The 24,327-nt window shown below is 53.4% G+C and carries 16 protein-coding genes and 1 pseudogene; 9 read left to right on the top strand and 8 right to left on the bottom strand.

The window, feature by feature from the left end; genetic code table 11:
- Nucleotides 1-137: 137 nt before the first annotated feature.
- The 3 genes from PTZ19_RS14510 to PTZ19_RS14500 all read right to left on the bottom strand — a co-directional run bounded on the left by PTZ19_RS14510 (nt 138) and on the right by PTZ19_RS14500 (nt 5,496).
- Nucleotides 138-3,218: an S-layer homology domain-containing protein gene (locus tag PTZ19_RS14510; RefSeq protein ID WP_276355730.1), complete on the bottom strand. Its 3,081-nt coding sequence runs from the start codon at nt 3,216-3,218 to the stop codon at nt 138-140.
- A 455-nt stretch (nt 3,219-3,673) separates the two neighbouring features.
- Nucleotides 3,674-4,795 (bottom strand): sensor histidine kinase, encoded by a 1,122-nt coding sequence (locus PTZ19_RS14505; protein ID WP_276355728.1) that lies wholly within the window; start codon nt 4,793-4,795, stop codon nt 3,674-3,676.
- A 14-nt stretch (nt 4,796-4,809) separates the two neighbouring features.
- Nucleotides 4,810-5,496: a response regulator transcription factor gene (locus PTZ19_RS14500; protein ID WP_276355726.1), complete on the bottom strand. Its 687-nt coding sequence runs from the start codon at nt 5,494-5,496 to the stop codon at nt 4,810-4,812.
- Nucleotides 5,497-5,655: 159 nt separating this feature from the next.
- Here PTZ19_RS14500 and PTZ19_RS14495 point away from each other — a divergent pair, with 159 nt between their 5' ends.
- The 4 genes and pseudogenes from PTZ19_RS14495 (at nt 5,656) to PTZ19_RS14480 (ending at nt 12,609) form a co-directional block, all read left to right on the top strand.
- Nucleotides 5,656-6,048, top strand: coding sequence for a DUF6220 domain-containing protein (locus tag PTZ19_RS14495; RefSeq protein WP_276355723.1), 393 nt, complete (start codon nt 5,656-5,658; stop codon nt 6,046-6,048).
- Nucleotides 6,049-6,227: 179 nt separating this feature from the next.
- Nucleotides 6,228-8,426: pseudogene (locus PTZ19_RS14490) on the top strand (MMPL family transporter).
- A 230-nt stretch (nt 8,427-8,656) separates the two neighbouring features.
- Nucleotides 8,657-9,913, top strand: a complete 1,257-nt coding sequence (locus PTZ19_RS14485; RefSeq protein ID WP_276355722.1) for a serine hydrolase domain-containing protein — start codon at nt 8,657-8,659, stop codon at nt 9,911-9,913.
- Between the two features lie 206 nt (nt 9,914-10,119).
- Nucleotides 10,120-12,609 (top strand): S-layer homology domain-containing protein, encoded by a 2,490-nt coding sequence (locus tag PTZ19_RS14480; RefSeq protein ID WP_276355720.1) that lies wholly within the window; start codon nt 10,120-10,122, stop codon nt 12,607-12,609.
- Between the two features lie 152 nt (nt 12,610-12,761).
- On the opposite strand, the gene PTZ19_RS14475 is transcribed toward PTZ19_RS14480, so the two are convergent.
- Complete coding sequence (locus PTZ19_RS14475; RefSeq protein WP_276355718.1) at nt 12,762-13,676, bottom strand: helix-turn-helix transcriptional regulator; 915 nt, start codon at nt 13,674-13,676, stop codon at nt 12,762-12,764.
- 100 nt (nt 13,677-13,776) lie between these two features.
- Here PTZ19_RS14475 and PTZ19_RS14470 point away from each other — a divergent pair, with 100 nt between their 5' ends.
- Both PTZ19_RS14470 and PTZ19_RS14465 read left to right on the top strand, forming a co-directional pair.
- The gene (locus tag PTZ19_RS14470; RefSeq protein ID WP_276355715.1) at nt 13,777-14,244 is read left to right on the top strand and encodes a VOC family protein; all 468 of its coding nucleotides are present in this window, start codon (nt 13,777-13,779) and stop codon (nt 14,242-14,244) included.
- Entirely contained in the window at nt 14,234-14,803 is a 570-nt protein-coding gene (locus PTZ19_RS14465; RefSeq protein WP_276355713.1) for a YdeI/OmpD-associated family protein, read from the top strand. Before PTZ19_RS14470 ends, PTZ19_RS14465 begins: the two co-directional genes overlap by 11 nt.
- Before the next feature lie 50 nt (nt 14,804-14,853).
- Here PTZ19_RS14465 and PTZ19_RS14460 read toward each other — a convergent pair whose 3' ends face one another.
- Together PTZ19_RS14460 and PTZ19_RS14455 are read right to left on the bottom strand one after the other, a co-directional pair.
- The gene (locus tag PTZ19_RS14460) at nt 14,854-15,663 is read right to left on the bottom strand and encodes a TIM barrel protein (RefSeq protein ID WP_276355710.1); all 810 of its coding nucleotides are present in this window, start codon (nt 15,661-15,663) and stop codon (nt 14,854-14,856) included.
- Between the two features lie 69 nt (nt 15,664-15,732).
- Nucleotides 15,733-16,566, bottom strand: a complete 834-nt coding sequence (locus PTZ19_RS14455; RefSeq protein ID WP_276355708.1) for an RMD1 family protein — start codon at nt 16,564-16,566, stop codon at nt 15,733-15,735.
- A 182-nt stretch (nt 16,567-16,748) separates the two neighbouring features.
- Here PTZ19_RS14455 and PTZ19_RS14450 point away from each other — a divergent pair, with 182 nt between their 5' ends.
- The 3 genes from PTZ19_RS14450 (at nt 16,749) to PTZ19_RS14440 (ending at nt 22,004) form a co-directional block, all read left to right on the top strand.
- Entirely contained in the window at nt 16,749-17,456 is a 708-nt protein-coding gene (locus tag PTZ19_RS14450; protein WP_276355705.1) for a DNA alkylation repair protein, read from the top strand.
- Between the two features lie 109 nt (nt 17,457-17,565).
- Nucleotides 17,566-21,261, top strand: coding sequence for an immunoglobulin-like domain-containing protein (locus tag PTZ19_RS14445; RefSeq protein WP_276355702.1), 3,696 nt, complete (start codon nt 17,566-17,568; stop codon nt 21,259-21,261).
- 173 nt (nt 21,262-21,434) lie between these two features.
- Nucleotides 21,435-22,004, top strand: a complete 570-nt coding sequence (locus PTZ19_RS14440; RefSeq protein WP_276355700.1) for a YbhB/YbcL family Raf kinase inhibitor-like protein — start codon at nt 21,435-21,437, stop codon at nt 22,002-22,004.
- Between the two features lie 69 nt (nt 22,005-22,073).
- On the opposite strand, the gene PTZ19_RS14435 is transcribed toward PTZ19_RS14440, so the two are convergent.
- The gene (locus PTZ19_RS14435; RefSeq protein ID WP_276355697.1) at nt 22,074-23,519 is read right to left on the bottom strand and encodes a sensor histidine kinase; all 1,446 of its coding nucleotides are present in this window, start codon (nt 23,517-23,519) and stop codon (nt 22,074-22,076) included.
- Nucleotides 23,516-24,211, bottom strand: coding sequence for a response regulator transcription factor (locus PTZ19_RS14430; RefSeq protein ID WP_276355695.1), 696 nt, complete (start codon nt 24,209-24,211; stop codon nt 23,516-23,518). Before PTZ19_RS14430 ends, PTZ19_RS14435 begins: the two co-directional genes overlap by 4 nt.
- Nucleotides 24,212-24,327: the final 116 nt, after the last annotated feature.

The raw sequence follows: 24,327 nt of genomic DNA, 5'->3' as shown, positions 1-24,327 counted from the left end.
CGTGAAGAATCCCCACCGACAAGCGTGGGGATTTTCATTCTTCTTGATGAAATGTTTTTCCGCACCCAATGTTCGCACTCACATTAATGAATGCTTCTGAGCAAATTCGCTTGCTTGAGCAGCCCTTCGCGGATTGATTAGGAGTTAATCAAATTTGCTGCTTGCAGGAAGCGGCGAACAATCGCAGCCGTTTCCGCACGGGTCAAATCCGCGTTAAGATCCAACTTGCCGTCCCGACCGTAGATGAGGCTCAGACGGATGGCAGCGGCGACATTCGACCGTGCCCAGTTCGCGACATGGCTTCCGTCGGCAAACGTAGACAACAAGCGGGATATTTCCGCATCGGGCAAATCCGGCTTCAGGTTCGCAATGCCCGTCGCGCGAGCCAGCACGGCTGCCGCCTCTTGGCGGGTGATCTTTTGGTTCGGACGGAACGAACCGTCGCTATAACCTTCAATCAGCTTGTAATCGGCTGCGGCCTGCACGGCTCCCGCATACCAGTTCTCGGAAGCGACATCCGTAAAGATGCCTTTATGCGTTACGCCTTGGATGCCGAGCGCGCGCGTGACGATGGCCGCGAACTCCGCTCTCGTAATCGAAGCGTCCGGGTGGAATTCCGTTGCCGTCACGCCTTGAATGATCAGACGGGAGCTCATGTCGTTTACATCGGCTTTCGCCCAGTGTCCCTTAACGTCATTCATTTCCCGAGGGTTATAAATCACGGAATACGTGCTGTTGGTCAAGCTGTTAATGAGCGCATAAGATTTGCCGCCTTGTTGGACAACGGTGGTCGGCACATGAAACAATTCGCCTTCAGCCGTGAGCACGACGCCCGTCGTTATGTTTTCCGTATTCGTCCCCTCCGGAAGGGCGATCATCCGTCCAACGTAGCTGTTGAATTTGTTCGCTTGAACGATTTGCGGACCGTAGGAGGCGGAAATCTCGAAATCGACCGGATGTACGAGCGTATCAAAATGATTGCGCTGTGCAGCTGCTTGCACCTGTGCTGCTTTGTCGTCGGACGTTTCGGAAATTTGAATTCGAACCGTTATGTCTTCCAGCTTCACGCCGGTTCCTACCTGCGCGGAAATGCTGTCGATATTGATTTGCGATGCCGGAAGCGTGTAAGTCGCTTTATCGGTTACGATCTGGATCTGAGCATTGTTCGATTCGAGCGCTTTGACCAAGCTTCCGTTCAGTTCGCCGACAACAACCGGGTTGTTCCCGCTCATCGGAATGGTCAGCAGCTTATTGTTTTCCCGCTGCAGCTTGTCCGTCACTTTCTGACTGTCCAGCACAACGGTTGTAACGATTCGTCCGTTTATCGTATCTTGCCGGACTGTCGCCAGCTGTTCCTGCTTCACGCCATCCACGATGATTTCAATCCCCGGATTGGTAGTTACCGGAAGGGTGCCTGTCGTGCTGTCAGGATTGTTGCTGGAAGACGATTCCACCGTGACGGTCGCTTCAGCCTGTTGGCGTCGATATACGGCGGTAATGACAGTCTGTCCTCTCGCGTTCGCCGTTACAAGTCCCGTGTTATCCACCGTAGCGACAGTTGTGTTGCTCGAAGAGTACAAAACACCCGAATTAAGAACGTGTCTGCTCTGGTCGGAATATACCGCCGTCGTTACCGTCTGGTGTGTTGCGCCTATCTTCAGCGTGTAGGAGGTACTGTCTAGAGCAAGCCTTGTCACAGATACAGGCGGCTGAAAATAAGCTGTAAACGTGATATGGCCCGTTATGATGGCGGACGCTAATTCATCGCGGGTCAGCAGCGTCGTTCCTCCGTCACTGCTCCAGCCCAGGAATGTGCTGCCCGGATCGGGCGTTACGTCCGGCACTGAAGCCGGAGAGCTTCCGCCGTATACCGTCTCGCTGGCCGGACCGCTTATGCTTCCGCCCTCTCCAGCCTGATAGGAGACGGTGTAGGGCAGAATCGGATCCCAGGACGCATACAGCGTTATGCTTTGCTTCATGCTGATCGTTGCGCCCGGAGCGTAGGATACTCCTTTTCCGTCGGCCGACGTGTTCCAGCCTCCAAACACATAGCCCGTTTTCACCAGATTGCCCGTGTTGCCGGATACGGTAGCGGATCCATTCGGCTTGTACCCGGCATTGTCTACCGGAACTGTTCCACCCGTGTTTTCGTTGCCGTCGTAAACGATAGACGCCATTAGTCTATACACATTTGTATATATTGTAATGCCGTCTAGATTGTAGCTCACTTTGTACAAATAACCGGAGCTGTCTGCAGCGACATCAAAATTGTTGGCAGGCGGATTGGACACGACCTCTATTTCCTTCCAATCATCCGGTCCGCCATTATGCCGCAGTTTCATGACTTTACCGTCAGCCATGCTTATTGCATAAAGATTATCGAATTTATCGATTCCAATGCCGTACGGCATAAACGCATTTTTTCCGTCAGCGGTCGCAGGCACAACATTCGTCCAAGCGGAGTTGTCGTCGTTGGCCGACAGTTTATAAATTCCTCCGCCCGGCAATGCGGGACCATCCGGCAAATCGCTGACGAACACATTCCCTTCACCGTCTACCGCAATATCATAAGGCAGGTTGAATGGCGACGACGTACCTGTAATATCGTCCCACGACGGCGCCCACGACGACTCCTCTTTAAGCAGCTTTAATATTCGCGGCGCCGCCAATGGATTGTTGGGCTCGGAATTGCTGTCGACTGCATACACGTTGCCTTGCCGATCTACCGCAACGCCCATCGCATATTGGATCGGTTCATTTTTCGTAATGTCTACCCACTCATCCGTCTCATGAGGCAGCATCCATATTTTGGCAACATTATTGCCGTTGATTGTAGCTTCGCTGTTATCGGACACGTACAGGTTCCCGTCAAGGTCAACCGCGATGCCTCCCGGATGATGAAGTGGGGCATTGTAGGTGATATCGGTGACCGTCTGGCCCCCGTTCGATATCATTTCCACTTTAGCTGTGGCATTACCGGTGACGAACACCGTGTTTATCTTCGTCACATAAGCATTGTCCTTATTATCAAAGACCAACGAGTTCGGAACGAAAAAATCACCAGGTACCAACAACGACTTTGACGCCGGAGCCGTATAGTCCTTCCAGGTTAAAGGCCCCTCATAATCCGGTGTCACCTCCGGAAGCGTCGGCTCCGCATATGCCCTGCCGACAGCTGCAATCGGCGTCAGTGAAAGAACGGCCAACAGCAAGCTCATCCCTATGGCTACCACTCTCGCTTTTGCCGAGCTGCGTCTCCTAGTTGTCATTTACTTCTCTCCTCTTATGTACGATAGCCTTACTTCAAATCTTGCTGCAAGCAGACAGATTGCAACTTCGTTCCTGCACGCCATTGTGAATGTCTCCCGGAAAACTCCCCTCCCAAATGAGTCCCTTTCAGGGAATTCGTGCTTCAGTAGTATATTAACAGTGTTTACCATACACAAACAGGCAAAAAAAGACATATATGCATAAGGCGGCGGAGGCGGCGAGCGGGTTAAGGCTGACGCCCGCGCTGAAAAAAGCGGACGGCAGCGCCTATACAAGGGGTGCTTGGACGAACGGGAGCGTCACCGCGTGCGTCTATGCGGAATCGGGAGCAAGCGGGTTAGCGGACCTGACCTATATAGTGGACGGAGGTTCAGCGCTAGCCTACGGGGATTACGGGTTATTTCTATCCATTACCCGAAGGCAAATATACGGTAAATGTCGTACCTCGATCAGGCTCGCTCGCGACGCGGATGAACCCGCCGTGGGCTTTGACGAAGTGATGGGCAATGGACAGGCCGAGTCCAGTTCCGCCGGTATGTCTCGATCGGGCCTTTTCCACGCGATAAAAACGATCAAATAGGTGGGCCAGCTCTACGGCCGGTATCCCAATGCCGGTATCCGTTACGGAGACCGTGGCGTAAATCGAACCCCGATCGACGACTTGATCCTCGATTTCAACCGAAATCTTTCCGCCTTCCGGCGTGTAGCGGATGGCATTCGTCAATAAATTGATGAACACCTGCGTGATCCGTCTGGCATCGGCCATTACCGTTACCGGTCTCGCGTTCGAATGGCAGCGTATTTCCAGTCCATTCTCCTCGGCCTCCATCTTCACATCCTCTACGATTTGTTCAAGCCTTGCCGACAAATCGAGCGGTTGGCAATCCAATGTCAACCGGCCCGCCTCAGCGAGCGACAACACATGAAGATCTTCCACGATCAGGCCTAAACGGATCACTTCGTCATGAAGCCTAAGCAGCATTTCCGGAGGGACGTTTTGACCGGGCTGTTGCGCATTTTCCAATTTCAGCTGCATGATGGACAACGGAGTTCGAAGCTCATGGGCGACGTCCGCGACCAACCGCCTCCGGGCGTCCTCCGCTTCCCGGAGGCGAAGAGTCATGTCGTTGAAAGTTTGAGCGACTTGCCCGTACTCGTCTTTCGAGTTAACGGGTACTTTGACGTTCAGGTCGCCATGCGACACGCGCTCTATTGCGGTTATGAGCTTCTTGAGCGGGAGGGTCAGCACCCCCGAAATCCAAAAACTGTAGATCAATCCGATCGCGACGAAAAAGGACAAGCGTACGCCGTGCGTGACGCTGAGCAGCGCGTTCGCCCGCGTATGGTCAAGGAAATAAGATTTGAAGATTTCGAATTGCTCTTCGGGCGCGGCACTCAAGTAGCGGGCGTCGAGGTGTTCTCTTTGAAATTCATCGATCAAGCTGCTTGTGTAGGATTGCGTCGTAAGCGAGAAAGTGATGCTGACAATGAGCACGAGCAGTCCCATACCGGCAAATGTTTTCATGCGGACCGTCATCTTCATGGCCGTTCACCGAATCGGTAGCCGAAACCGTATACCGTTTGAATATAACGAGGATCGGCCGGATCGTCTCCCAACTTGCGGCGAAGATTCCGGATATGGGAATCCATCGTTCTTTCGTATCCCATATATTCGTCCGCGAGCGCGGCTTTTAATAATTGCAGGCGGCTGAATACCATTCCGGGACGCGCGGCCAACGTGTACAAAATTTTGAATTCCGTCGGTGTCAATTGGATCTCCCGGCCGTCCTTGAATACCTGACATTTGGCTTCGGAAATGATCAGGTTGTCCCGTTCCAACGACATCGGCTTGTCTTCCGGACCGCGCAAGCGGCGAAGCAAAGCGCGGATGCGCGATGCGAGCTCGCGCAAGCTGAACGGCTTCGTCAAATAATCGTCCGCGCCGATTTCCAGTCCGACGATTTTATCCGATTCATCCGATCGGGCCGTGACCATGATAATGCCGCAATGAGAGGTTTGCCTGATTTCGCGGCATACGTCGATGCCGCTTTTCTCGGGGAGCATCCAATCCAGCACGACGAGATCGGGCCGTTCAGACTGGGCAATCGCGAGCGCTTCCTTGCCGGTACGGGCGGTCAATACCCTGAACCCCTCGCGTTGCAAAAATGTTTGCATCTCCTCCAGCATTCCCGGTTCATCCTCAACGAGAAGCAGTTTCGGTTCCACCTCACCGCTCCTTTCCAAATGGGTTTTGATGCCATTATACCTTGAATGGTTCGGGTTCATCTGGACGTTCACGCAAAGAGAGGAAGATTTGCATAAGTTCTCGACATTTATGGATTAAACTGACTGCGATCTCAATTTAACGAAAGCGAGGATTCAAAAATGAGTGTCCCTAGAGCTCGTATCGTTTTTAAGCTGCTGGCACGGATTTTTGCTGTTTTCATTTTGATCCAAGTGTTTCTCGCCGGCCTCGCATTATTCTGGAATTCGGACCAGTGGGCAAGCCATGCGATGTTTTCCAGGTTCTTGATCATCCCCCCGATCCTGATGCTCGTCGCTTCTTTCTTCGCACGGCTGCCGGTCTCATTTCGCCTGTCTAGCGCAGGTTTGATCGTCCTACTCATCTTGATGGGCGTCTTCGCCAAATTACCGTCCGATATCGGATATTTATCCGCTCTTCATCCGGTACTCGCCCTGATGATGTTTTTCGGAACGGTGTCCCTCGCGAGGAAGACCGATGCCCTCAATAATGATTCCGCGGAGCAAAGCGTTTGAATTGAGTTTATCCGATTATCTGCTGGTCTCTCTATTTGTGATCGCGTCCGGAGTATCGCTGCATCTGCTTGCGCGTGATGATGAGAATAGGACGTATGGGTTTCGAATCATGGTAATGGTTCTATATGGAATGTCCGGTATCTTTGTTCTCTTGGTTATTTTTCCAAGACAATGACAGAATGGGAGAATCAGGCGTGAAGGATCGAATTGGAATCGATAAATGGGTGGCCGGCCCGACTTCCAGATGGGTTACGTTGCTGATTTGGCTAGTCGCGGCGGGGTTGTTAAATACGTTGGCTCCGTCCATTAGCAAGGAAGTCGTGAATAACGCTCCCCCGTTGGCCGACGACAGGCCATCCGTGCAAGCGCGTGAATGGGTGAAGAGAGAATATCCGAATGCGGAAGATGCACTTGCCCTGTTCGTGTGGCGCCGCCAAGGAGGACTGACCGATACCGATCTGCAGCGCATCCAACGATTTACCGATCGATTATCGACACATCCCGTACCGTACCAGACATCCGTGCCGTCCTTGCATCGAATGCCGCTTCAGGCTTTGAAAACGAAGCTGTCGAAGGATGGCAGCACCATCGTAACGCCGGTATTCTTCAGTAAAAGCGCGCAATCGAATGAGTGGAAGGAAGGCGTAGAACAAGCCAAAGAAGAAGCAACCGTCCTATTCGGTTCGGATCCGTTCGCCGTCGCCGTCGAATCTCCGGCTGACTTGAACGCAAGAGTGACCGGACCGGTAGGCATACAGATCGACGCAACCGGAGTATTCGGACAGGCCGACAAAACGTTGCTCTTGGGTACCGTACTTCTTGTGCTCGTGCTGCTGCTGCTTATTTACCGCTCGCCGATTCTGGCTTTGCTCCCGCTGGTCGCGGTAGGCATCGCTTATTCCGTCATCAGTCCGATATTGGGCTGGATGGTGCATAGCGGCATGATAACGGTGGAAAAGCAAGGAACCAATATCATGACCGTATTGTTGTTCGGCGCCGGTACGGATTATGGCTTGTTCCTCATATACCGGTTCCGTCAGCTGCTCAAGACTGAACCGGACAAGTTCAAGGCGCTTCGCGGCGCCATTAGCGGATCGTCGGGCGCGATCGCGATGAGCGGTTTAACCGTCATTCTCTCGCTCCTTACGATGATCGTTGCGGAGTACGGTTCGTTCCGGCTGCTTGCCGCGCCGTTCGGGATCTCCATTTTCATGATGGTCCTGGCCAGCTTGACGCTTGTTCCCGCTCGCCATTATGGGGCGCGCTTCGTTCTGGCCGTTCATTCCGAGGACGCCGGTCATGCTGGCCGAACGGGCCAAGCGCAAGGGACTGCCGATCCCGGCTGACAGCAAGCCTTCGCGTAATTTGATCGGTTCTCTCGTCGTACGCCGGCCTTGGTTCATTATGGTCCTGACCTGTTTGGTGCTCGGCGGATTTGCCGTATTCTCGACCCAGGTGAAGTTCACGTTCGATAAGCTGGCCATGTTCCCCAAAACGATGGCATCCATCGAAGGATTCTCCGTCATCGGCGAGCAGTTCTCGCCCGGCGAACTCGCACCCGTTAAAGTGATCGTGGATACCGACGGCAAGGATCGCGGCGTTGCCCGGACATTGGCCTCGCTTCCTTACGTGACGCAAGTATCCGAGCCGCAGGCAGGGAAGACGAACCCTGCAATCCTGGCTTATGACGTAAGCCTTAACCTGAACCCTTATTCGACGGAAGCGATGAACCTCATGCCGGACCTTCGCCGAACGGTCGAGAAAGAGCTGAATCGATTGGGCGACGCGAACGCTGCGGATCATGTATGGATTTCCGGAGAGACGGCAGAGCAATATGACACGAAAGAAACGAATATACGGGATATGAGCATCATTTTGCCGCTGATCATTCTCGTGATCGCAATGCTTCTCATCGCGTATCTGCGTTCTTTGATCGCTGCGACGTACCTATCCTAACCGTATTGCTCTCGTATTTGTCGGCGTTAGGATTAGGGTGGATCGTCTTGCACGAGTTCATGGGCATGGACGCGATTCAAGGCACGATCCCGCTCTATTCGTTTGTATTTTTGATCGCGCTGGGCGAGGATTACAATATTTTCGTGATCTCTTCCATATGGCAGAAGAGCAAGCGCATGCCGCTTAATCAAGCGGTCTTGGAAGGCGTGGGGGAGACGGGATCCGTCATTACGTCGGCCGGCCTCATACTTGCGGGTACGTTCGCCGTTTTGATCACGATGCCGGTCCAGTTGATGTTGCAAATGGGAGTCATCGTCGCGCTCGGGATTTTGCTCGATACGTTCGTTGTGCGTCCGTTGCTCGTACCGGCGATTACGCTGCTTCTGGGCAAGCGGGCTTTCTGGCCAGGACGCCGAGACTAACGTGTTTTCTCCCATACTTGCTCATCAACGATATTTATCTCAGCGAATCGGAAGCTTTGCTTCCTGCAGGCACGGAGTTGTTCCTTCCGTGTCTTTTTTTTGCTCAAGTGCAATCTCAAGCCAAGCAGATTTTACATTCGTTTCCATTTCATTCATGTTACGTTCAAATTGGATGCGTAGGATCGGTTGTGAAATCGGAACAAGTGATTAAAAAGAAGGAGAGGAACCCAATGAAGAAACAGCTTGTCAGTTTGTTTGCCGCAACTGCATTACTTCTGAGTTCGGCATTAAGCGCTTCAGCCGGAACGGCGGAACCAGAGCAGAGTGCTCCTGCAGCTAAGCTCGCGACGTGCAGCGATCCGATCAGCAATCGCTACGATGTAACGAAGGTGCCAACCGTTGTCGATCCGGATAACATGCTCCGGAGTTTTGTCCATATGGATCAAGTCCTCCCTTATTCCATCATTCAAACGGGCAGTAAGGCTCGTCCGTTCAAAAGGGGGAAAATCGTTGATCTTAGCACGATTACCTATCGATTCAACGGCGAAACCCGCAAGTTCGCGGATTTATTGAACCGCAGCAGAACCAACGGTTTTCTCGTCATCAAAGACGGCAAGATCGTAAATGAACAGTATTTCAACGGCAACGATTCCTGTACTCGCTTCACCTCCTGGTCCATCGCGAAATCCTACGTTTCCACCCTTGTAGGCATCGCAGTTGACGAAGGGAAAATCAAGAGCATCGACGACAACATTACCCGGTACGTTCCTGAATTGAAAGGTTCGGGCTACGAAAAGGCGACGATTCGCGATGTCCTTCAAATGTCCTCCGGAGTCGTTTGGAACGAGGATTACGGCGATAAAAAATCGGATATCTGGCGTATGGTGCAGGATGTCGTATTCAAGCAGATGCCGGTGAAAGACTTTATTCAAAAGCTGCGCGGCGGTGAGCTGCATACGTTCAACTATAAGAGCCCGGATTCGGAGGTTCTTGCTTTTCTAATCGAGAATGTATACAAGAAACCGTTGCACGAGGTGTTGTCCGACAAGCTCTGGAAACCGCTTGGCATGACGAGCGATGCTTATTTGAACCAGGATTTAAACCATCGCGATTTTGCTTTCAGTTTCATCAACGCACCGCTTCGAGACCTGGCTAAACTTGGTCAGCTATTCATGCAAGACGGCGAGTGGAGAGGAGAGCAGATCGTTTCCGCAAAATGGGTAAAGGAAGCCACCACGCCCGTCGATGCGGATTTACAGCCGAATGCGGCTGCCCCGCATTTTGGCTTTCAGTATCAATGGTGGGTTCCGGAAGGAGCCAAGTTCGGTCAAGAGTTTTCCGCTATCGGATCCTATGGCCAGTATGTATACGTAGACAAAGACGCAAAGGTAGTCATCGCTAAGGTTTCCGCTTATCCGGTAAATTCGATTTATCAAGATTACGAAGAAATAACCGCTTTTAGAGAAATCGTAAAAGCCGTATCGTGAAAACGGTAATCATTGTAATCCTCCCCGGAGTCGAATCAGGGGAGGATTTTTCATGTCCAGTGAAGTCACGCAAGGAAGGTCAGGGTATCGAAGTTGCGATACGACGAGATAAATGGCTATCAAAACATATTTTTATATTATTATGTTAATTTTTGCTATAATGAGAAGAGAATATTGCAATTTATTCCAACAAGGGAGAAGATTCTGTGAAAAGTAGATTTAACATACTATTGATAGCCGTGATGCTATTCGTCATGTCCGTTCCTATGGGCTTCACTTCGGCTGCGGCAAAAACGTTGAGCGACATTCAAGGGAACTGGGCTGAGAAGACCATTGAGGACTGGGTGAATAAAGGCTTTATTTCCGGCAATCCGGACGGGACTTTCAAGCCTGGCGCTCCGATTACGAGGGCGGAACTGGTTGCGCTGATTAACCGTTCGTTCGGCTACTCGGGCAAGGAGCAAGTCCGATTTTCGGACGTTCCGGCGGGTCAGTGGTATTCCGAAGAGGTGGCCAAAGCGGTCGCCGCCGGTTATACGACCGGCTTCAGCGACGGCACTTTCAAGCCGGCTCAATCGATTACGCGTCAAGAGCTGGCCGTTATGGTCGCGAAAATTCTCAAGTTGGAGGCATCCGATTCGGCCGGCAAATTTACGGACACGGCGAACAGTCCGGCATGGAGCAAAGGCTACATAGGAGCCGTCATCGACAAAAACATCATGCAGGGAGATTCCGGCATGTTTAGGCCTGCGAGCAACGTCTCGCGGGCGGAAGCGGTCGCTATTTTGGACCGAGCCTTAAAACAAAGAAGCGTCGTATATGATGCGGCCGGCGTGTTCGGGCCCGCGACGGGCACGGAGACGATCGATCGGAACGTGATCATCGATGCGCCGGGGGCCACGCTCCAGAACGTCGAAATTCATGGCGATTTGACGATCTCCGCGAATGTAGGAAACGGCGACCTCTATCTGAAGAACGTCAAGGTGAACGGAACGACCGTGGTGAACGGCGGCGGCGAGCACAGTGTTCACATGGTGAACTCGGTTATCGTCAAATTGGTGGTCAACAAGAAGGACGGAAGCGTTCGCATCGTCGTGGAAGGCTCGACTTCGATTCAAGAAGCGACGCTGCAAACCGGCGCTACGATGGAAGGGGAAGAGGGAGCCGACATCCAGCGGGTCACGCTGTCCGAGACGATGCCTGCGGGATCCAAGGTGACGCTGATCGGCACATTCGAGACCGTCGACATACTGGCTGCAGCGATCACGGTAGGAATTCCGAAGGGTACGGTCGGTCATTTGAACATTGCGCCGTCGGCCGATCAAGTATCGGTGAATACGTCTAATGATACGCAGATCACGAGCCTCGTGCTGAATGCGGTAGCGAAGGTGTTAGGGCAAGGTATCATTCAGAAAGCGAGAATACTGGCAGACGGCGCCTCGATCGAGTCGAAGCCGAAGCAAGTCGAGGTCGGGGAAAACGTCCGGGCGGAAGTCGGAGGGCAAACGGTTACGGGCGGAAGCGGCAACAGCGGTGCCGGCGGCAGCTCGACGGGGGGAGGCGATTCAGGAGGAGACGACTCGGGAGATCCTAAACCTGCGAACAAAACTAGCCTCAGCTCGGCCATCAAACAAGCCCAAGCGGCTTATGATCAAGCGGTAGAAGGCAACGATAGAGGCCAGTATCCTTTCGGAGCGAAGGATGCGCTTAAGGCTGCCATTCAGGCAGCTTCGATTGTGCTGAATCAATCCGACGCTGCGCAGCAGCAGGTCGACGCGGCCGTCACGGCTTTGAATCAGCAGATCATGATTTTTTCATCGAAGAAGAATCTACTATCCGTCTCTGAAGTCCGGCTGCAACAGCTAATCGATCAGGCGAATGCAATACTGGGATCGGCGGTGGAAGGCTCCAAGCCTGGAGAGTATGAGATGGGATCCATAGCGATTCTGGAGAGCACCCTTAACGGTATCCCATCCCTGCCTGGTCCGAAAGGAACTCCTTGGCCGCAGTTTAACTTGGATTTCTATACGTCAGCGCTTCGGGATGATTTAAACGTGTTCGTGGCGGGAAAAAAGGGGGAGAGTGACGCTGTCATTACGAATTTGGCGGGCTTATCCGTATCTCCGAACGAGTCCTTCAGCGTCAGCGCCAGCGTGTACGGTACGGTATATGTCGTTCCGTATTCGAAGTTTCCTCTGAATGCGGATGAAGTCAGGAGAGATGCGGCAACGTTCACAGAGGTAACGGCCACGGACAGTGAGACGCAAGTGAGCGCCTCCGGATTGAAGGCGGGCAATTACAAAATGTATCTCATCGACGAAGAGGGCAAGTTGTCGAAGGCGTTCATCGGCTATCAAGTATTCCCGATTGTAGATGAGAATACCGTAGGCGTCCCGAATGTCACATCGCAATGGGTGGAAGGCCGCATTGTCAATACGGTGACTTGGAACGATAGTCTAGCTGATGGAATCGACGGATCATTGTATTATATGATCTCCAGATGGAAGACAGACGAAGATTTCAGTTCCGGAGTCGAGATCGCGGATTATATTCCGGTCGGCACGCAACAGTTTATCGATGATGATCCCGAACTGATGCCCGGCACGTCGTACACTTACGACGTGATGGTAGGCTCGATGGATTTTGCGGTAGGGTATTCCTCCCGGGCGGAAGTGACGACTCCAACAGAAGAATAGAACGGTTGAAGAAACCGACGGGACTGATCCCTTAACGTGACAAACCAAAACACCTTCAAGAGAACGTATCCATGTCGAAAGACTTGGAGGACAACTTGAAGGTGTTTTTGCGTTGGCAGCCAGAGTGAGCTGTCCCGTGGAAGGGCTCCACCTTATCCGGAGTAGTTCTCCATCATCCGATTTAAATAATTCCGAAAGTCTTCAACATAGGCTTGGGGCTCAACGATTTTAAGATGGGTGCCGAAACTGGCTAAGAATTGAAATCCCGTGCTGTTTTGTGGGACATAAATGGTTGCTAATAATCGCTCAGCACTATAATTCACAATGCTCTTCCGACCGTACCTTTCAATGAATTGATCTTTGACGCTGGGCGAAATCAATGCCTTAATCTCGACCAGCGGCGGTTGATAAGCAGCTTCGCGTTCTTGTTCCGACCCATCCTCCCTAGGATGAAACGTGCTTTCTTCCATCGTAAGATGATCGATCCGGGATAGTTTAAACGTTCGATATCCCTGACGATGCAAGCAGAATCCTTTCAAGTACCAACTCGCCTCGCTGAAATGAAGCTCATAGGGTTCGACCGTTCGTTTCGTCACCGTGCCGTTTTTATCGATATAATCGAATGAAAGGAGCCTTTTCTTTAAGATGGATTCTTGACATGCCTTTAAAGATTCAAGAATCTCGGACCGACCCTCCCATTCATAAAACGACAGCTGAACGGAACGATTCAGAGGCAATGGGCCGACCATTGCTTCTATTTTTTTGATCGTCGTTTTCACTTCTTCGCTCATGAAAATTTGTTCCAGTCCGCCGAGCGCGGTTACTATATTTTCCAAATCGGAGTTGCTCAATAGACGTTTATCGACCTTGTATTCCTCCATCAAGCCATAGCCGCCATTCACTCCATGGACGGAATAGATCGGAATATTGGACAAACTTAGCGTTTCCATATCCCGAAGGATCGTTCTTTTGGAAACTTGGAATAATTGCGCGAATTCTTTTGTTGAAACGACCTCTTTTTTCAGCAAGATCATGATCATCGAAATGAGTCTCTCTACTTTGTCCATAGGGGCCCTCTTTTTTATTTGGCATTGGCCGAACGGTGACAAACACCTGTCACCTTTAATTCATTATACTACAGGTATCTCAAGGAGGAGGTTATGCTTCATGTCGGCGATTGCCTATTTGAACTTTGATGGAATTGCGGAACAAGCGATTGGTTTTTATTCGGAGGCTTTGCAAGCGACCGGAGTGAAGAAAGTAAAGTTCAAGGATTTTCCGCAAGACCCGAGCTACCCGCTGCCCGAAAATGAGCTGAATATGATCATGGAATCTTCGATCGTATTCGCGGGCGGGAAAATCATGATGTCGGATCTTCTGCCTTCCATGAAGAGCGTGACGGGTGAACTGGTGAAAGGAAACCAGGTATGGATCAGCCTAGTCATCGAGGATAAACAAAAACTGGAGGAATACTTCCGTCGATTGTCCGTTGGCGGTTATGTGGTGATGCCGTTATCCGACACTCCGTGGTCTTCGTGCTTCGGCATGCTGGTGGATCGGTTCGGGATTTGCTGGAAATTCAACAGCGACGCGGATCAGTTCCTTGATCAAGTGATATCAAGCAATGGAAATTGAGAATCTGCTTCCGGCAAAATCGAGAGAAGATTTGAGGAATTGGCTGCAGGAAAACGGGAAGACGGAAAAATTTTGCTGGGTCTTGGTTTGTATGACGCCCGCCCCTGATCGGTTGTTATATTTGGACGCGGTCGAGGAGGCGTTGTGCTTCGGATGGATCGATGGAGTCAAAAAGAAGATTTCCGAAACGGAACTGGCTCAGAGACTGTCTCCCAGAAGCAAAATAAGTTCATGGACGGAATTGAATAAAGAACGCGCGCGCAGGCTCGAAAAGTTGGGGTTCATGACAGACGAAGGAAGAAGGGTTCTTCCGGACCTGGACCCGCATACTTTTAAAATCGATGAGGAAATCGAACGGAGGTTAAAAGAGGACAAGCAAGGATTCGATCATTTCATGGCGTTTCCCGATCTTTATAAAAGAGTTCGGATCGACACGATTCAACGCGTTAAGAATCAGCCGGATTTGTTTAAGAGCAGATTAGACAAATTCATCACCCACACGAGAGAAAACAAAATGTACGGTCAATGGAATGACCATGGACGTCTGCTGGATGATTAAAACGCAACAACGGGGCGATGAGAGATGAATCGTCTCGATCATCGCCTCCGTCAATCAACTTGAGTACCCCGGCCTTCCGCATCTACGTCGGCAAAATACCGTGCGCTCTCGATCATGGGGGTGCAATCGGAGTGGTCCCCGCTTAACGTGATCTCGAAGATGAAATCTTTCCCGAGCACGAACGGCTTTACCATTCGCCAATCGATTTTCCCCATGCCGAGCGGCAACGAATCGTGTTCTAACCCCATGCTGTCGACCAAATGGTAATACAACGCGTAATTTGCGGTTCGTTCGAGGATGTCCCGAAGCCGTTCATTATCGCCGCCAAACGAAATGAACGTGTGGCTAACGTCGACATTCAACGGTAGATCTAATGGTACGATCACGTCGTCAATGAGATAAGGGTTATGGCCGTAGGAAAACAGCCCCTCGATCGAATCTTCCCACACGAAGACTTCCCGCGAATAAGCCATGATTCGACGAATTTCTTCCCGCAATCGAATGGTTCGCTCGCGGGTGACGTTCCTGCAACTCTCCGTATTCACATAATGGGCATGCACGACGCATTTGGCCCGTTCTTCCGTGCAAATGCGCGCGAGCAACTCGCAAGATTCGTGGTAGAAGCGGCGGACGTTCGGGTTATCGCTTAAGATATCCAAATACTCGCCTTCGTACCGCGGCGGATGGTGCAAATAAGGCTTGACCCCGCGGTCATGAAGCTGCCGGATTCGTTCTCGAATAAGGGCCGGTTGTTTGAGGTCGCGGTCGCTCAGATAGAATTCGATAATGTCCGGGTCATAGGCGAGCCGGTCGTCCAGGTTGCGCTTCTCCAGATTGGCCTTCAATCGGATATAATTCATTGGGGCGTCACCTCCGCTTAACATCATAACACGGCCGTGTAAGAAACAAATTAACGTCGCCGCCAACGGCTACGGCAAGATCCCCGCAATTTGCAGCACCGACAGGACAACCTCGATGACGATCAGGATCACGACGATCCATTCCACGAACAGTCCCCGCATCGAATGGCTGATCGTCGAGAACCCCTCCATGATGTGATACAACACTTCCGTTTTGTTTTTCAGAATGTTATATCGGTCGTTAAGCTCGAAAAATTCCATCATCCTGTCGTAAAATTGGCCGGCGTTACTGTTCGTCCACGTAATATCGGGCTTATCCAGAATCATGACGTAAGAAAGACTGTTGTATTCGTGGCGCATGATCTGCGCGGTCGTTCGGGCCAGTTCCTTGTTGCCGATCCTCAGCTTCCCTTTTTCCAGCCGTTCCAAAAGGTTTTCTAGCTTGTCGTTGATCCTTCCGAGCTGCTCCTCGATTCTCTCCAGCGCCACCGACTTGGCGAGTACCGTGGAGATCAGCAGGGGGTAAAAATCCTCGTGTTCGGGCACCACGACATATTCGTCGGTCAGCTCGATGTTTTCGGTCGCTTCGGCGTGCAGGCTGTAATCGTCCGTGAATGGGCTTGCGTTCTGCAAATCGATCTGCGGCTCGAACGAGCGGATGTATCGAAGAAAATCCGTGATTTCCTTCGCTTGGTGATTGACGAACACGACGCTGCCGAATGAAAAAACCAGCACTTGCTGGGTATCGTCCACGCTTTTCCGAAGAATGGTTTCCAACACGCCGTTTCTAAGGATTAAGGGCTCTTCCCAGGTGTATTTCTTGCGGATGCCGCAGTGGACGGCGATTTTGTTCAGATCGATTTCGTTCGCGATGGCGAACGCCTTAAACGTGGTCGCTTGCACGGGTTCACCCTTCTTCGTCGCTAAAGTGCTTCCTGCGTAGGATGCGCAGATAGATATGCGGCATGTTTAAAATTATACCCGAAATGGGTATTCCATGTTTTCGGTAACGATGGTTTTGAAGGTTACGGAATGAGATAATACTTTCAAAGCCAACCCGCCAAAAAAGGAAGGGGTATGCCGCAATGGATTTCGAAACGGTCATGCAGGAGCTTGAACGTCTCGGCAAGGAACGGCTCAAAAAAACGTACATGTCCAATGGCGCGCGGGAGCCGTTATTCGGCGTGGCTACGGGCGAGATGAAGCCGATGTCCAAAGTCATCAAGAAAAACCAAAAGTTGGCCGAGCGGCTTTACGCCACGGGGAACTACGACGCCATGTATTTCGCCGGCGTCATCGCGGACCCGGATGTCATGACGGAGTCGGATTTCGAGCGCTGGATCGATGGGGCTTATTTTTACATGTTGTCGGATTTCGTGGTGGCCGTTACTTTGTCGGAAACCGCTATCGCGCAGGAAGTGGCCGATCAATGGATCGCCAGCGGGGAAGAGTTGAAAATGTCGGCGGGCTGGAGTTGTTATTGCTGGCTGCTGGGGAATCGTCCGGACGGCGAATTTTCCGAAAGCAAAATCGCGGGTATGCTGGATCGGGTGAAAGATACGATCCACGGCAGCCCCGAACGGGCGAAATACGCGATGAACAACTTCATTTACACGGCGGCGACTTCCTATATGCCGCTTCACGGGCGGGCAGTCGAGACGGCGAAAGCGGTCGGTCCGGTAGAAGTCCAGTCAGACAAGAAGAAGGGCAAGCGCCTGAACGCGTCCGAAAATATTCAAAAGGCGATCGACCGAGGGCAGCTCGGCTTCAAACGCAAACATGTCAGGTGTTAAACCAATGGAGTTTCCGAAAAAACTCGCAAACTGTTAACTTTCGTTAATCGTCTGCCGCATTTTGTTCCGCTAGAATGATAGCGATCAAGATGGGTGGAGGGTGAACGATTTGAAAAAAAGGATTGCGGGCTTGGCGCTTGCGTTGAGCATCATCATGGTATTGCAGCTTGCGGTTTGGCCGGCGAAACTGTCGGCGGCTCCGAATTTCTTCTTGCCGGCGCAAAATTTTACGGCCAGCTATAACACGATGGGGGTGTTCGCGGCCGATTTCAACCATGACGGCAAGCTTGACTTGGCCGCGGCCAATTACAGCGACTCCGCGAACGGCGTAACCGTCATGACCGGCAATGGAGACGGCACATTCAACGACACGGTCGGTTTTGCGGCGGGCGGAACCGTGTCCAGCATCGCCGGCGCCGACTTCAACGGAGACGACAACCTCGATCTGGTCGTCGCCAATCAATACGCGAATACGGTGTCGATTTTGTACGGGAACGGAGATGCCGCTTTCTCGGTGACTGCCGCTGTCTATGGCACGGGCAGCAGTCCGCAAGCCGCCGCCGTCGGCGATTTCAACGGGGATGGGGCCCCGGATATCGCTACGTGCAACTACGTTGGCAATTCCGTATCCGTCCTGCTCGGCCATGGAGACGGCACGTTTCAGGAGAATGTCGACTATGCCGTCACCGGGCCGATGGCGATTGCCGTTCGGGACTTTAACGGCGACGGGCTCGATGATGTGGCGGTGACGAACACCTTAACGGACTCGGTCGCGGTCCTATTCGCTAATGGCAACAAAGACGGAACATTGCTTGAAGGGGGGAATTACCCGACGGGCTCGTTGCCCAAAAGCGTTGTCGCTGCGGATTTGAACGGCGATGCGCATCCCGACTTGGTTGTTCTGAATGGCATTGACAAAACCGTATCCGTGTTCCTGGCGAATGCGGACGGAACGTTCCAAACGAAAAAGGATTATCCGGCAGGAGGGCCGTATCCGACCGCGGTCGCCGCGTTTGACGGCAACGGCGACGGCTATCCGGATCTGGCGGTCGGAAGCGAATCCGCGAGCGCCATCACGATGCTGATGGGCAACGGAGACGGCACGTTCCGGCCGGGGGCTGCGGTGCCGACGGCGCAAGCCCCTTACGGCTTCGCGCCTGCAGACTTCAACGGCGACGGCAAAATCGACGTCGCGGTTGCCGGTTATCTTGACCATGAAGTATCCGTGGTGATCAACGGCAATGTCGACGCCTATGCGGTTGCCGCCGACGTATCCATGCTCTCCATCGGTTATGCCGAGGGGGACGATGCCGATAGCGTCACGCAGCCGGTACTCCTGCCGACCGCCGGAGCGAACGGATCGACGATCGACTGGGCTTCGGACCATCCCGAAATCATCGGCAGCGACGGGAAGGTCACGCGGCCGGACGCGGCGTCCGATGACACCGCGGTCCAGCTGACCGCTACCGTCGCCAAAGGCTCGGAAAGCGACTCCAAAACGTTCGCCCTCACGGTCTTGAAGGACGAGTCGACCCCGACCGACGAAGCTGACGTGACCGCCGATCGGGATGCGCTGACCATCGGATACGCGGATGGCGACTCGGCGTCTGCGGTGACGAGGCGTCTGCTTTTGCCCGCGGCCGGAGGCAACGGGACTTCCATTGCCTGGGCATCCAGCCGGCCGGACGTGATCGACGACAGCGGTATCGTATTCCGTCCCGCTTACGATGCCGCGAACGCCGATGTCACGTTAACCGCGGTAATCATTAAAGGCGAGGTCAGCCAATCGAAAACGTTCGCGGTGACCGTGCTGAAAAAAGAGAATGAGACGCTGTATCGGGGAACGGACATTCCGCTGTTCAATCCGGACGGCGAGGAAGATACCGACGGCGGGACATCGGCGGAGGTAGACGCGGGAATGCCGTTTCATTTCTTCGGCCAGGAGATAGAAGATTTGAAGGTATACGTTCAGGCCAACGGCAACCTGGCGTTCCTGAACCCCGAAAGCGGCCGGCCGGATAACGTCATCGCGCCGTTCGGCGACGATCTGAACCATGTGCGCGTGATGACCAAAACGATCGGCTCGGCGCCAGGCCGTAAATTCGTCGTCCAATGGACGGCTGTGGATACGTATCCCGCTGACCGACTGGGCACGATTCAAGCGATTTTATACGAAGGAACCGATGAAATCCAGTTCAAATACCGCAGCCTGGATCGCGACAATCCGCATTCTGACGGAAGTTACGCCTTGATCGGCTTGGTGAACGGCAGCAACATGCTGCCTTATTCCCAGTACGAGGCCAGCGTGTACGGAGGGTTGGCCGTTCGTTTCACGCCTGACGGCGAAGACGGTTACGCGATCGACAACCGTGCCGTTTACGATCCGGTTTTCTTAAGCGACTCCGTCAGCTCCAACGCCGACTTGAGCGCTCTGACGCTGAGCGATATCAGACTTGATTTCGCGGAAAACGTGTACTCCTATTCTGCCGACGTACCTTATTCCGTTGCGGAAACCGCAGTGACCTATAGCGCTGCACGGGAGAACGCGGAGGTTCAACTGCTGCTGAACGGCGAACCGGTTGTCGACCCCGGTGAGCCGCTGCCGCTCGCAGTCGGCGCCAATGAAATCAAGCTGGTCGTCACGGCTGAAGATCATGAAACGCAGCAAACGTATACGGTCAACGTAACGAGAGCGTCCGAACCGCCGACCCCGTCGGAGCCGCCGGAGTCGCCGCAGCCGTCAACGCCTCCGCCGACGAACCCGCCGTCGGACGATACCGACCCGCCGTCGGGCCAAACGGCTCCGCCGTCGACATCGACGGGAACGGTTGAACAGAATCAGGTACCCGATTCGGGTTCCTTCGATGTCACCTCTAGCGAACGGACCGAGTGGTCGCTTGGTGACGACGTAAAGATTATCGTGCCGGCGGGCGCGGTGCCGTCCGGCGGGAAGATGACCGTAACGGTCGTGCCGGTTGCACAGGCGCCGGAGTCCGGCGCGTTGAAGCCGCTCAGCCGAACGTTCGATTTTTCCAGCACGACGGGCCGGACGTTCAATACGCCCGTGGAAATCACTTTCCATTACGATACGGGCCGGGCAGCGGCCGGAGAAAGGCCAACCGTCTACTATTACAATGAAGTCTTCAAGCGCTGGCTGTACGTGGGGGGCGTCGTGAACGCCGACGGCACCGTCACGATCCGCATCAACCACTTTACGAAATTCGCCGTTTTCGGCAGCCAATCTGCCGGGAACTTCGCCGATTTGCAAAATCACTGGTCGGCCCCATACGCGGAAAGACTAATCGGCATGGACGTGCTTAGCGGCTATCCGGATCGAACTTTCCGTCCGGAAACCCCGGTCACGCGGGCCCAGATCGCCGTGATGCTGACCAAGGCGCTGATGCTGACGCCGTCCGCGAGCGGCGCCAGGTTTGCCGACGATGCCGCCGTTCCTGCCTGGGCGAAGAGCGCCGTATCCGCCGTCACCGAAGCCGGATTCATGCACGGCGATGGATCCGGCGGCAGCGTGCGTGTTCGAGCGAACGATACCGTCACCCGCGCCGAAATGGCCGTATTGATGGCAAACGTTCTTCACGCTTACAAGGTGGGATCTGGCATGGCATCAGCCGCGAGTTTCCAAGACAACGAATTCATTCCGGCATGGGCGCGAGCTTCTGTCGATGCAGCCGCCGCAGCGAACGTGCTGACGGGCTTCGAGGACGGCTCGTTCCGCCCCGGCAGCGCCGTGACCCGGGCGGAAGCCGCCGCCATGATCTATAAGCTGTTGGACGCGCTTCATATTTAGTTCGAACCTAAGATTTTTACTTGTAACAGCAGCCTAACCCTTCGCAGATCGGGGTTAGGCTGTTTTCGATCTTTGACCTTGGGAAAGTACCCGCATCCGCGGCTTTATGTAATAACCAATCATTGACATTGCATGCAATGAAAAGTAAAATCCGGAAGGGGGGGGGAACAATCATGAAATTCGCTCTATCAGTCCGAAAATGGACGCTAGTTTTCGTCGCCGCTGCGATTGCTTTAACGATAAGCGGGTGCCGTTCGTCACAGCCCGCCAGCGGAAACGGGAATTCGTTCGTCGTCACTTCCGATGCTTTCAAGGATGGCGAACAAATCCCCGGGAAGTATACGGAGACGGATTACAGCATCCCGCTTTCCTGGGAGAACTCGCCCAAAGGAACGAAGTCGTTCGCCGTCATGATCGTCGATCTCCATCCTGTCGCGAACATGTGGGTTCACTGGATCGTCGTGAATATTCCCGCGAGCGTAAATCGGATTCCGGAAGGGGCTTCTCTTACCGACAAACTTCCGGAAGGCAGCAAGGAGCTCTTGAATACGTCGGGTCAAACCGGTTATGGCCGCCCTTCGCCGCCGTCCGGCTCGGGGAACCATGAGTACAAAACGATCGTGTACGCATTGGACGTCGAATCTTTGGACGCACCGGTTTATGTCACCTATGATCAGTTTCAGGAGCTCGTGAAAGAGCATGTCCTCGGCACGGCAGAAATCAGCGGGTTTTTGGAAAATTAGGTTTTGCAGGATTCCGCTCCCAACCTGGGGGGAGATGCATCTTCCCTCGGGTTCAGGGGCGGAATTTGGTTATTTCCGCTCCGCCGCGAGTTCATCACCGCGATCGTAAGTGCGGACATTCAGCGGCAAGCGGACCGTGAACACCGTGCTTACGTTCGGAACGCTCCGCACGTCGATCCGGCCGCCATGCCGCCGCACGATTTCGTTCGATATGGACAGCCCGATGCCGAGCCCATTGCTTTGCCGGCCTTTATCTACCCGATAAAACCGGTTGAAAACGCGCCCCAGCTCCTCCTCCGGTATTCCTTTTCCCCGGTCTTCGATTTCGATCGACGCCTCATCATTTTCCTCGCGCAACCGTACGCCTAAATAGTTGCCGTCTTTCCCGTGAAGGATGGCGTTGTCAATCATATTTCGCAGTACTTGCGCCATGGAATCCCGGTCGTATTCTATATAAACGAGGGATTCCGGCAAGTCCGCCCGCCACTCGATGCCTTGGTCGTTCAAGAGTAGCACGTATTCGGCGATGATCGTCTGCAAGAGGGCTTGGATAGAGTCCCGTTCCGCGCGGAACGAGGTGGACGGCTCGCCCAGCGCGGCAAGCTGGAATAACCGGACCAGCAATCCGTTCATGTATTCCGATCTCTGCACGATGATCGTCGAATGCCGGAGCCGGGTTTCGGGATCGTGGACCGAGCCCCGCTGCAGCGTTTCCGCATAACCATGAATGACCGAAAGCGGCGTTCGCAAATCATGGGACAGGTCGGAGATCAGCTTGGTGCGGGCCTGTTCGATCCGTTGGGTATGAAGGTGCTGCCGATACAGTTTATCGGACATTTCGTTGAATAAACGGGTCAACGCGCCGATTTCGTCGCCGGAACGATCCTGCAACGGTAGGGGCTCGTTCCGCAAATCCGTATGCCGCATCGCATGATTCAGCTTGCGCAGCCGCCGCGTGACGAACAGGATGAACAAAAACGCGATCAACGCCGGCAAAGCGATCATCAAGATCAGCGGGGCAACCAAAAACGGCCATCCGGCATATTGGTTGAAATAAAGGAATAGTTGGACTTGCTGAAGCGAATTTCCTTTGATATCGAAGACGACGAAATAGCGTTGTCCGTCGGGGGCAATCTCGAATAGGAAGGTCGAATCTTGCCCCTGGAACATTCGGCCGGGTTGGTCGGCGAAGCGCGCCATCATCTCGGGAAGGGTGTATGGCTCCGTCCGGTTCGCGGATGAGAATAGCAGTTTTCCGTCTTGGCCGAACAACTCCAACCCGACCCCGTCGTATTGGCTCCCGAACGCTTGGAGGACTTGAGCGAGTTGTTCCCCGTTACTTGCATGCGCATGTTCGAGCCGCTCGGAAAGCTTCGCGCTCATCTCCCGAAGCTCGGCATGGTTGTACCCGGACACGAACAAAGCGGTGAATGCATAGAACATGACCGTTAGCAGGAAAAGCGTGAGCAGGACGGAACACGCGATGATCCACGCCATCTTCGCTTTCAGTTTCATTCCGGATCCCCCGTGAGTAAATACCCTACGCCCCACACCGTCTGAATGTAGCGGGGGTTGCGGGGATCCTCCTCGATTTTCTTCCTCAAATAATTCATATAGACGTTAATCGAGTTCTCGTCATAGTTCGAATGCCCCCAAACTTCCTCGAACAATCGGAGTTTCGGGATCGTTTGGTTGGGACGCTTCATCAAGGCGAGCAGCATCTTGGTTTCCGTAGCGGAGAGCGGGATGGTTTGGCCATTCTTGTGCAAGATTTGCGCCGCCGGGTTAAGCGACAATTTCCCATAGGAGTACGACATCATCCGTTCGATCGGCACCGATTTCCGGTTGCGCCGCAGATGCGCCTGCACGCGGGCGACCAGCTCGGCGGGGCTGAACGGTTTCGTGACGTAATCGTCCGCTCCGATGCCAAGGCCGTGGATTTTGCTTTCCACTTCGTGTTTGGCGCTGAGCAGAATGACCGGCATCTCCAACGAGCCTCCGCGTATCCGCTCGAGCACCGAGAATCCATCCATGCCGTCCATCATGATGTCCAGAATGATAAGGTCGAAAGCCGATTCGTCGAGATGTTTCAACGCTTCGAATCCCGATATGGCCCGGGTGGCGCGCAACCCGGCTTGTACCAGATGAAACTCGACGAGCTCCAGCAATTCCGGTTCATTATCGACGACGAGTATATGATGGACCATGGAAGCAACCCTCTCCCGGATAGGTACGAACTCGGAATCAGTATACGCGAAAATAGTAAAAAATTGTATGATTTTAGGAATGCGGCAGCGTGAAAGGTTGAGCGGCGGAGAAATGA

Source organism: Cohnella caldifontis, from assembly GCF_029360585.1.
Classification (GTDB): Bacteria; Bacillota; Bacilli; order Paenibacillales; family Paenibacillaceae; genus Cohnella; species Cohnella caldifontis.
The sequence above is the reverse complement of the archived record's forward strand: the minus strand, read 5'-3'. Positions and strand labels throughout refer to the sequence as shown.